Origin of the sequence: Bradyrhizobium sp., assembly GCF_030697065.1 — a bacterium.
Taxonomy (GTDB): Bacteria; Pseudomonadota; Alphaproteobacteria; order Rhizobiales; family Xanthobacteraceae; genus Bradyrhizobium.
In genome coordinates, this window is the sequence record NZ_JAUYQU010000206.1 from 22,886 (window position 1) to 33,145 (window position 10,260).

The following is a 10,260-nucleotide window of genomic DNA, read 5'->3' on the forward strand; positions in this document are numbered from 1 at the left end:
CGCGGCGTTCATCCAACCGCCTTCACCGGGACGCGCTGCGGATAGTCGGCGGCGGCGAAGACCTGTTTGAATCCGGCCAGAAAAACATCCAGCGCATCGTCGATCACCTGCTTCTTGTCGTCCAGTACCGGGGATTCGAAGATGTATTTGCGAACCCCGTAATAGAAGATGCCGCTCTGAAGAACCCATGCCATTTCGAGTTCTGAAGCGGTCGGCTTGCCTTGTTCCGGCAGCCCCGCTTCGTAACGGCATTCACCGATGATACGCGCGAGTATCTTGTCCTCTACGACCCCGATATACCAACGGTTGATGTCGAGCCCCTTCAAGCCCGCGTAGAAATAGATCCGAAGCCATCTTCGGCTGAAGATCACATCGGTATATGCCTGATAGAATTCCTGCAGCCGTTCCCGAAGCGGCCGGGAGCGGTCGGTGAGCAATTCCTCCCAGCCGGCGTCGAACGGCTCCAGGTAGACGGTGCGATAGACTTCCTTGATCAGGTCGTCCTTGCTCGGAAAGTAGCGATACAGTAGCGGCTGCGTCACGCCGAGCCGCCGCGCCAGATCCCGGGTGCCGCCGTCAAATCCTTCTTCCGAGAAAAATTCGGTGGCCCTGGCAACGAACTCCCTGCGGCGGTCGTCGGGAGAAAGCCGCTTCTGCTTCGTGCGCGCGCGCTTTGGCACGGCCTTCTTCATGAGGAGTCGTCGGGCTTGAGAAACCGGCCGTAGCCGCCGCGGGCAAACAGCAGCGGCTCCTGCCGGTTGTAGGCATAGGCCTCCACCGCGCCCAGGAAGATGATGTGATCGCCGCCATAATACCGATTGGCCGCACGGCACTGGAAGTTCGCGACGCTGTCCGCGAGAACAGGCGCGCTGCCGAGTCCTGGCGTCCATTCGACGCCTGCAAACTTGTCTTCGGACGATTTCGCGAATTTATTGGCGAGCGCCTGCTGCGATGCGCCCAGCACGTTGACGGTGAAATGGCTGGCGTTCTGGAACGTGCTCAGCCCCTGCGAGAACATTCCGAGGCTCCACAGCACCAGCGGCGGGTTCAGCGATACCGAGGCGAACGAGTTGCAGGTCAGCCCGTAGGGTTTGCCGTCGGCGGAGAGCGCCGTGATGATGGTGACGCCGGTGGCGTAGGTGCCGAGCGCGTTGCGAAAGTCCCTCGGATCGATGGCCGAGCTGTCGCTCGCCAGTTCGTTGGCCGGATCTGGATGGATCGGGTGCTTGGGCGCGTCGGTCATCCCAAGGCCTCAGAGCGTCAGGTTTTCGGATGGCAGGCCGAGCGCGACGCGGCCGTAATTGGTCCCGGCCGCATCGAAATTAAAGGCCAGGTGCGAATTGATGGCGTGGGCATCGCGAAACTGCCGCTGCAGGTCGCCTGTCGTGAACAGGCCGCGCGCGCCGCTGGCGGAAGACAGCAGCGACACCGCTTCGGTACAGAGATTGACGGAGTAGGCCCCGTCACGCCGCAACCTGGTCTTGGCCGCAATATCCGGAATTCGGCCGGAGCGGGCCTCGGCCATCGCCTCGATGCATCTCGAACGCATGATCAGGCGGGCGGCATCGATCTTCGCGGAAGCCTCGGCAATCTTGATCTGGGTGCTCTGGAAATCGCCGAGCCTGGCGCGATTGTAGGTCGAGGCGCGATGGCGCGTGATGTCGATATAGTCGTCCAGGCAGGCCTGCGCATTGCCGAGCGCGGCGCCTGACAGCACATAGGGAAAAAGCGAGAATACCGGCAGCGCATAGAGCGCATTGGGATTGTCGGCGCTTCCCGGCGTCGGCCCGCCGGCGAGGTCGCCCACCGCGACGGTCATCGGTTCGGCGACGAAGACGTCGGCGACTTCGACGTCGTTTGATCCCGTTCCCCGCAACCCGCTCGCATTCCAGGTGTCGGTGACCTTGTAGTCGTTCCGGTGCAGCAGGAAGATCCGGTATTCGATGCCATCGGCCTCATCGTCGGACGAAACGACGGCGCCCAGCATGTTCCATTCGCTCGAACTCACGCCGGAGGAAAACGGCCAGTGGCCCCTCAGGCTGTATCCGCCGTCGACCTTGCTGGCGCGGCCGGAAGGAAAGATGAAGGAGGATGCAATCAAGGCGTCAGGGTCCTCGTTCCAGACCAGATCCTGGGCGCGCCTGGCAAACATGCCGAGCATCCAGTGATGGCTCGCGAGGTTGCCAAAATTCCAGGCCACCGAGGCATCGCCTCGCGCCAGCACATCGGCGCAATCGACCAGCGCGACGTAATCGAGTTCGGCGCCGCCGACCCGCTTCGGCTGCACGATCCGGAACAGACCGGCATCATGCAGATCGCGCTCGGTTTCCGTCGGCAACCGCCGCAACTCCTCGGTTTTGCGAGCGCGATCGCGCAAGCGTGGAACCAGCGCCTTGGCGCGTTCGATCATGGCGGCGTAGCTGCTGATGTCCGCAGACGAACTGGCCTTTGGCGTTTCGCCAACACCTCCCATTTCAGCATTCCCTGCTATGTCGCCACTCGTCGCGGTCTCGATATGCGGTCGATCCGTGCGAAACCTGCTTGACCGGTCGAAGCTATCCGATGTTGTTTATCGCCTGATCACCAACTATTCAAGGCGCGGCCTTCATTGGGAGCGAACGCGATGGACAAGACCGTTGGAATTGTCGGGCTTGGAATCATGGGTGGCGCGATCGCCCACAATCTGGTCGAGCGCGGGTGGCGCGTCGTCGGCTTTGACATCGACGCCGCGCGATGCGCCGAGCTCGCACTGGCCGATGTCATCATCGCCGATGACATCGGGCGAGTCGCGCATAGCGCACCTTTCATCATGACCAGTCTGCCAAACCCCGAAGCAGTTGACGATGTCGCGCAGTGCATCGCCAACTCCGCTGCGCCGCCGCGGATTGTGCTCGAGCTCTCCACGCTGGCGATCAGCGACAAGCTTCGCTTCGAAACCACCCTGGCGCAGGCCGGCCATACTGCGCTGGATTGCCCGCTGAGCGGAACCGGCGCACAGGCCAAAAACCGCGATCTCGTGGTCTACGCCAGCGGCGACAGCGCTGCCATTGCCCGCTGCGTCGATCTGTTTGCCGACTTCGCCAGGCAAAGCGCTGACCTCGGCGCCTACGGTAACGGAAGCCGGATGAAATTCATCGCCAATCATCTGGTCGCCATTCACAACGTCGCCGCCGCCGAAGCGATGTTGCTGGCACAGCTTGCCGGGCTCGATCCGAAGATGGTGGTCGACATGGTGGGACCGGGCGCCGGCGGCTCGCGGATGTTTCAGATGCGCGCGCCGATGATGGTCGAAGGAATTTATGAGCCGCCGACCATGAAGGTTTCGATGTGGGAGAAGGACATGGCCATTATCGCCGGGTTTGCCGCCGCGCTCGGCTGTGCGACTCCGCTGTTTACGCTGACGCAGCCCGTTTACGCGCAGGCTATGGCAATGGGGCTTGGCGAGCAGGATACGGCCTCGGTGTTTGAGGTGCTGAAGCAGACCCTCGTCACCAATCAGCGATGATGCAGCCCGGATGGGAAGCCAGCCGGTTCGGTGCATCGGGCGCCGAGCAAACACGGGTTCACGATGTCGCGGCGCGATACGCCCGAGCTTTGCTTCAGTTCTTACGCCCTCTGAAGCAAGAGGGCGCAGGGAAAGCCGGATGCACGCTGCACCCGCGGTCTCGTGTGCAAACTCGCACAAAACAAACGCACACGAGCATACAGGTCCAGCGGAGGCAATCCGACTTTCCCTGCGCAGTGGTTCTACCGGCTTATAGCGCGCTCGCCCCGGTGACCGGGCTTTCTTGCCACCGTCATCCGCGGGAAGTCTTGCTTCCCGCAGACTTGACACCAGCGTCGGGGTGTCAGGCCCACACGATTTCGCCGTCCGCTCGAATTGCGCTCGTCAGTCGCAAACCCAAGCGTCCACCGCATCCCACCGCGCGTTCGTGACGATCGCGACCCGCCCCTCTCATCGGGTGAGACAGGCGAGTCTCTAAAGGTGATTTGCCCGACAGGTTAAGCGGAATTTTACCCGTCGGGTTGATTTGTCGCACCGGGCGGTCAGGTGGCGCTTGCGCGCCAAGCGACGCCGGTCGCGTTCCGCAATGAACCGGACGGCGAATGTCCCGTTCATTCCGTGCGCCGCGGCTAACCTGCCGCGCTTGAAAAATCCGGAGGACGGCGCTCGGCGAATGCCGTGAACGCCTCGCGGGCCTCGGCGGTCTGCAGCCTTTCCCCAAAGATAACACTCTCGCGATCGATCTGAGCGGCAATCGCCTCGACATTGCGCATCAGCGCCTTGGTGTGGCTGAGCGCGCCGGGAGGACGCTTGGTCAGGGCTTCCGCAGCCGCGCGCGCACGGCTGCGCAGTTCGGCCACCGGCACTACCGCATTGGCCAGACCGCAGGACAGCGCCGACGCGGCGTCGAGCGGCTCGCCCAGCGCAAACATCGCATAGGCGCGAACGTGGCCGATCCGCGCCGGCAACAGCAAGCTTGATGCCGCCTCAGGCACCAGCGCGAGATTGACGAACGGCGTGGTCAGCCGCGCCGTTTCGGCCAGGAAAACCAGATCGCAGTGCAGCAGCATGGTGGTGCCCACACCGACGGCATTGCCCTGCACGGCGGCGATCAACGGCTTGGTCGCCTTGCCCAAATTCCTGATGAAGCGGCCTGCCTGATTCTCGCCCCGGTCCTTTTTGCCGGCCTGGGCCGCGAAATCGGCGAGGTCGTTGCCGGCGGTAAAGCTGTCGCCATCGCCCTGGAATACGACGACCCGAATCGCCGGGTCCTTCTCCGCGCGCTCCAGCCCATCGGACAAGGCACTATACATCGCGCTGCTCAGCGCGTTCTTCTTGTCCGGCCGGGCCAGCGTCAACGTCATGATCCCGGCCACGACTTCGGTCTTCACATAATCAGTCATCAAGAACTCCTCAGGGGAATGCGTTTCGTTTCAGGCAACCTTCGCCGGCTTTTCCTGTCCGGCGCCGTCGAGGAAACCGACCAGCCGGTCACGGATGATGCGCTCGGCATCCGCCATGATACGGTCGATCAATTCCTTCACGGTCGGTACGTCCCTGATCAGGCCGGCCACCATGCCGCAGCTCCAGGCCCCCGCGTCCATATCGCCGTCGATCATGACCTTGGGATAGGCGCCGGCAACCTGGTCATGGATGTCGGCGATCTTCAGGCTCGCCCCCTTCTCGCGCTCGATTTCCAGCAGCCGGTCGACGGCCTTGTTCTTCAGCACCCGCTCGGTGTTCCTGAGCGCGCGCATGACGAGGCGGGTGTCCAGTTCGGAGGCCGCCACCAGTGCCTTCTTGACGTTGTCATGCACCGGCGCTTCCTTGGTCGCGATGAAGCGCGTACCCATGTTGATGCCGGCCGCGCCCATCGCCAGCGCCGCCACCAGGCTGCGGGCATCGGCCATCCCCCCCGAGGCCACGAAGGGAATCTTCAACTCCTCGGCGGCGCGCGGCAACAGGATCATGTTCGGCATGTCGTCCTCGCCGGGATGCCCGCCGCACTCGAAACCGTCGACGCTGACCGCGTCGCAGCCGATCGCCTCGGCCTTCAGCGAATGCCTGACCGAGGTGCATTTGTGGATCACCTTGATATCGGCAGCCTTGAGCGCCGGCATGTATTGCTCGGGGCTGCGCCCCGCGGTCTCCACGATCTTGATGCCGCCTTCCCTGATCGCGGCGATGTATTCCGGATAGGGAGGCGTGGTGAAGGCCGGCAGGAACGTGAGGTTCACACCAAACGGCTTGTCCGTCATGTCGTGACAGCGCGCGATCTCCTTGGCCAGCAGTTCCGGCGTCCGCTGCGTCAGACCGGTGATAATTCCAAGGCCGCCGGCATTCGACACTGCGGAAGCCAGCTCCGCGAAGCCGACATAGTGCATGCCGCCCTGGATGATGGGATGCTCGATGCCGAACATTTCAGTGATGGCTGTTTTCACGAATTCCTCCGGTGGTTTTCCTGACGATTTCTTTCACAAGCTTACATCATCTGAAGCCGGCCCGGATCGTCTTTCTCCCCTCCCGCGAAGCGGTGGGGAGGGGTCGGGGTGGGGGTTCTCGTCATAAAACAGCTGCCAGCGAGTCTGCCGAGACGCCCCCCACCCCCGACCCCTCCCCGCCACGCGCAAGGGCGCGTGGAGGGAGGGGAGTGAAAAGTCACCACTTCTCGCCAAACGGACGTATTTCCAGTTCGAACGTCCAGGCGCTGCGCGGCTGCTGATACAGCAGCCAGTAGGATTCAGCGACCGATGAGGGCGGCATCAGCAGGTCCGGATTGTCGAGCGCGTCAGGTCCCAGCGCCTCGATCCGCCGCTGTCGCACCCATTCGGTATCGACGCCGGAATCGATAATGAGATGGGCGACATGGATGTTCTTCGGCCCCAACTCGCGCGCGGCCGCCTGGGCGACGGCGCGCAGGCCGAACTTGGCGCTGGCGAACGCCGCATAACCGGATCCGCCGCGCAGGCTGGCGGTCGCACCGGTGAAGAAAATGTTGCCCCTGCCCCGGGGCAACATCAGGCGGGCGGCCTCGCGGCCGGCAAGGAAGCCGGAATAGCAGGCCATTTCCCAGACCTTGCGAAACACCCGCTCGGTGGTCTCCAGGATCGGGAAATTCACATTGGCCCCGATATTGAAGATGCAGACTTCGAGCGGCGCGTGCTTGTCGGCATCGCCCAGGAAGGAAATGATCTCCTCCTCCTTGCGCGCATCGAGCGATCGGGCGTGGATTTCGCCGCCTGCCGCCTCGATCTCCTTGACCAGCGGCTCGAGCTTGGCGCCGTTGCGGCGTCCGGCGAATACCGTAAAACCTTCGGAAGCAAACTTCTTTGCAATTTCGCTGCCGATGAAGTCGCCGGCGCCGATCACGGCCACGGTCGCGTTTCTCTTCTGCAAGGCTGTTCTCCCGGTCGGTTAATCTGTCGCTTTCGAATGCAGGCCGTCATCGCGGTTACGCCCGCTGTTGCAGGGATTCCGCGAGCTTGTGCTTGAGTATCTTGCCGGTCGACGTCGCCGGCAAGGCATCGAGCACGATGATCTCCGACGGACGCTTGTACGACGTGAGCTGCGGGCTGATGAACGCCATCAGATCGGCCGGCTTCACGGCCGACCCCTGCAGCAACTGGACGAAGGCGACCACTTCCTCGTTGCCGTCGACCGTGCGGCCGACCACGGCGGACTGCACGACGTCTTCGTGGGAACTGAGAACCGCCTCGACTTCCGCGGGATAGACGTTGAAGCCCGATCGGATGATCATCTCCTTGGTGCGGCCGACGATGAAGAGACAATCGCCCTCGAAACGCGCGAGATCGCCGGTGTTGAACCAGCCTTCGCTGTCGATGGCCTTCGCCGTCAGCTCCGGTGCGCGATAGTAACCTCGCATCACGTTGCGGCCGCGAACGTGGAGTTCGCCGACCTCGCCCTTTGCCACCGGTAGGCCATCGACCGTCCTGATCCGCGCCTCGACGCCCGGCAGCAGCGTACCGACCGCCTGATCCGCGCGCGGCGCATCGAAGCGTACGCCGGATATTCCCGGCGAGCATTCGGTAATGCCGTAACCGTTCGAGAGCGGCAGATCGAATTCCTGCTCCACCCGCGATTTGAGATCGAGATCGAGCGGTGCGCCGGCCACCGCGAGAAGCCGCAGCGAGCCGCGCCCGAGCGCCGCCAGACCTTTCACGGCCTTGTACTCCAGCAGGCGCTGGTAGGTCGCGGGGACACCGTTGAGGATCGTGATCCCCTCCTCGGCAATGGCCCTGGCGAGTGCGGCGGGGTCGTATTTGCTGGCCAGGCGGACCGTGGCGCCCGTCATCAGCGTCATGATCAGGAGCGAGATCCCGACGATGTGCGAGATCGGCAGCACGATATAGATCTTGTCGCTCGCATCCATCTTTCGGATATAAGCGGTGGTTCGGGCGCTGATCAGCATATTTTCGTGGGTGAGCATCACACCCTTCGGCGTGCCCGTCGTGCCCGATGTGTAGATCAGCACGGCGACCTGCTTGGCGGCGTCAGCCTCGACCGGCTCAACGACGGCGCCCTCGTTCAGCGCACCGACGCCGATCTGCAGCAACGGACCAACGCGGCGGATCTCCGCGCCGCAGCGCGACGCGTGACCCGCCGCTTCCTTCGAGACCTCGGCGGTGAAGAACATCCGTCGCGCGCCGCTATGGTCGCGGATCTGGTCCAGTTCGCGCGCCGACAATCTCGGATTGGCGACGATCGCCCAGGCATCGATCCGGCTCGCTGCCAGCAGCAAGCCGGCCAATGCGATGCAGTTCTCGCTGACGACCATGATGCGGTCGCCCGCCCTCACACCAAGGGATCGAAGCGCCTCGGCGATACCGGTCACCGAGCGGTCCAGTTCGCGATAGGTCCAGGCGGCGCCGTCCTCGATCAGTGCGACGCGATCGGGAGATCCCAGGACATGCCGGCCATAGACATCATGGATGCGGCGCGGCAACCCGGCTGTGATTTCGGCAAGGTCGTTCGCTTCCGACAATTCCACCACGGCCGACCTCCCACACATGCGCCTGAGGGCGCCACTGCCGAATATCTAACGTTCTTTTTTAGAACCCGTCAATCCGTATCTCGACCCCTTGCCCCTCCTCGAGGGACAAGAGAGTATACGGGTATCAACTTTAATAGCTCTTTCCTGAGAAGAAATCCCATTTACAAGCGTGCCAGCGCTCGATACATCTTTAGTATCAAATAAGAACTTCATGGGGGGCGCCAATGGCTGAAGGTCGCGGGGTAGCGGTGCTGGTCGGCGCCGGTGATGCCATCGGCGCCGCGGTCGCCCGGCGGTTCGCGCGCGGCGGCTATGCGGTTTGCATCGCCCGCCGCGACGCCGCCAAGTCGAACGGATTGATCGAGGAGTTGAAAGCCGAAGGCCACGAGGTTCACGCCTTCAGCGTCGACGCCCGTCAGGAGGCCGAGGTCCAGGGCCTGTTTGCCCTGGTCGAGGAAACCATCGGACCGATCGAGGTCGGTCTGTTCAATGCCGGTTCGAACGTCAACAAGCCGCTGCTGGAAACCACCGGGAAACTGTTCTTCAAGGCATGGGAGCTGGCCTGTTATGCCGGGTTTCTGGTCGGTCGCGAGGCCACGCGCCACATGCTGACGCGAGGCCGCGGCACCATACTGTTCACAGGTGCGACCGCCAGCATCCGCGGCGGCAAGGGTTTTGCGGCATTTTCGTCGGCCAAGTTCGGGCTGCGCGCGCTGGCGCAGGCGATGGCCCGTGAACTCGGTCCGAAGAACATCCACGTCGTGCATCTGCTGATCGACGCCGGCGTCGACAGCGAGGCGATCCATCAGCGCATGAAAGCGGCGAAAGGAATCGAGGCCAGCGATATCCCGCCGGACAGCCTGACTAGGACCGAGTCGATCGCGGAGGCGTACTGGTTCGCCCTTCACCAGGCCCGGGACGGCTGGACCCACGAACTGGATTTACGGCCCTCCGTGGAGAAATGGTGAGATGGCAGCCTTACCCGACCTGACGCTGTGGGGCGTGGGAACCAGCCGCACCATTCGTCCGCACTGGGCGATGCACGAACTGGGCCTCACCTACAAGACGAAGCCGATCGGACCGCGGACCGGCGAAACCAAGACCGCGGAATATACAAGGCTCAATCCCCGCCAGAAGGTGCCGCTGCTCCAGGACGGCGACTTCTGCATCGGGGAAAGTGCCGCGATCGTCGCCTATCTCTCGCAGATGTATTCGACGCCGGAGCGATCCCTGATTCCCGAAGCGCCGCGTGAGCACGCGAAGTGGCTGGAGTGGTGCTTTTTCATCGTGGCGGAACTGGATTCGACCAGCCTTTACGTGATGCGCCGGCATCGCGCCGACGCGCTCGGCCCGATCTATGGCGTCGCACCCGAGGTGGCGGCCAAGGCGGGCGAATATTTCCGCGAGCAATTGCGTCATGTCGAGGTGGCGCTGGCGGACGGTCGCACGTTCCTGATGGGCGACAGGTTCACCAGCGCCGACATCCTGCTGACGACCTGCCTGGAATGGGCCATCGTCTATGGCGTCGGCATTTGCGACAATGCGCAACCCTACCTCGAGCGCATCCGGACCCGTCCGGCCTATCAGCTCGCCAAGACGGCGAACGTCGCCCTGGCGCCGATCGTTCCGGTGCAGCAAAAGGCGTGATCGTCCGTCGATCGTGGTTATCCGTTCACCTGAACCTGCGCGCTTTCCTTCTCCCCTCCTCCCGCGAAGCGGTGGGGAGGGGTCGGGGGTGGGGGGT

The 10,260-nt window shown here is 63.3% G+C and carries 10 protein-coding genes; 3 read left to right on the top strand and 7 right to left on the bottom strand.

Annotation, left to right across the window (positions count from 1 at the left end):
• Positions 1-8 precede the first annotated feature (8 nt).
• From Q8R73_RS16425 to Q8R73_RS16435, 3 genes are read right to left on the bottom strand one after another with little or no spacing between them, the layout of a single operon-like run.
• Entirely contained in the window at positions 9-692 is a 684-nt protein-coding gene (locus Q8R73_RS16425) for a TetR/AcrR family transcriptional regulator (protein WP_305720607.1), read from the bottom strand.
• Positions 689-1,243: a flavin reductase family protein gene (locus tag Q8R73_RS16430; RefSeq protein WP_305720608.1), complete on the bottom strand. Its 555-nt coding sequence runs from the start codon at positions 1,241-1,243 to the stop codon at positions 689-691. The genes Q8R73_RS16425 and Q8R73_RS16430 overlap by 4 nt, the downstream gene beginning before the upstream one ends.
• Before the next feature lie 9 nt (positions 1,244-1,252).
• Positions 1,253-2,473 (bottom strand): acyl-CoA dehydrogenase family protein, encoded by a 1,221-nt coding sequence (locus Q8R73_RS16435; protein ID WP_305720609.1) that lies wholly within the window; start codon positions 2,471-2,473, stop codon positions 1,253-1,255.
• Positions 2,474-2,623: 150 nt separating this feature from the next.
• Here Q8R73_RS16435 and Q8R73_RS16440 point away from each other — a divergent pair, with 150 nt between their 5' ends.
• Positions 2,624-3,505 (top strand): NAD(P)-dependent oxidoreductase, encoded by an 882-nt coding sequence (locus tag Q8R73_RS16440; protein WP_305720610.1) that lies wholly within the window; start codon positions 2,624-2,626, stop codon positions 3,503-3,505.
• 629 nt (positions 3,506-4,134) lie between these two features.
• On the opposite strand, the gene Q8R73_RS16445 is transcribed toward Q8R73_RS16440, so the two are convergent.
• From Q8R73_RS16445 to Q8R73_RS16460, 4 genes are all read right to left on the bottom strand, one after another.
• Entirely contained in the window at positions 4,135-4,908 is a 774-nt protein-coding gene (locus Q8R73_RS16445; protein WP_305720611.1) for an enoyl-CoA hydratase, read from the bottom strand.
• A 30-nt stretch (positions 4,909-4,938) separates the two neighbouring features.
• Entirely contained in the window at positions 4,939-5,946 is a 1,008-nt protein-coding gene (locus tag Q8R73_RS16450) for a nitronate monooxygenase family protein (RefSeq protein ID WP_305720612.1), read from the bottom strand.
• Positions 5,947-6,163: 217 nt separating this feature from the next.
• Positions 6,164-6,901, bottom strand: coding sequence for an SDR family oxidoreductase (locus Q8R73_RS16455; RefSeq protein ID WP_305720613.1), 738 nt, complete (start codon positions 6,899-6,901; stop codon positions 6,164-6,166).
• A 55-nt stretch (positions 6,902-6,956) separates the two neighbouring features.
• A complete protein-coding gene (locus tag Q8R73_RS16460) occupies positions 6,957-8,516 on the bottom strand; it encodes a class I adenylate-forming enzyme family protein (protein ID WP_305720614.1) in 1,560 nt (519 codons plus the stop codon).
• 224 nt (positions 8,517-8,740) lie between these two features.
• Between Q8R73_RS16460 and Q8R73_RS16465 the strand changes: the two genes are divergently transcribed.
• Both Q8R73_RS16465 and Q8R73_RS16470 read left to right on the top strand, forming a co-directional pair.
• On the top strand, positions 8,741-9,484 hold the full coding sequence (locus Q8R73_RS16465) for an SDR family NAD(P)-dependent oxidoreductase (RefSeq protein ID WP_305720615.1): 744 nt from the start codon (positions 8,741-8,743) through the stop codon (positions 9,482-9,484).
• Position 9,485: 1 nt separating this feature from the next.
• A complete protein-coding gene (locus Q8R73_RS16470; RefSeq protein WP_305720616.1) occupies positions 9,486-10,163 on the top strand; it encodes a glutathione S-transferase family protein in 678 nt (225 codons plus the stop codon).
• The last annotated feature ends 97 nt before the right edge of the window (positions 10,164-10,260 follow it).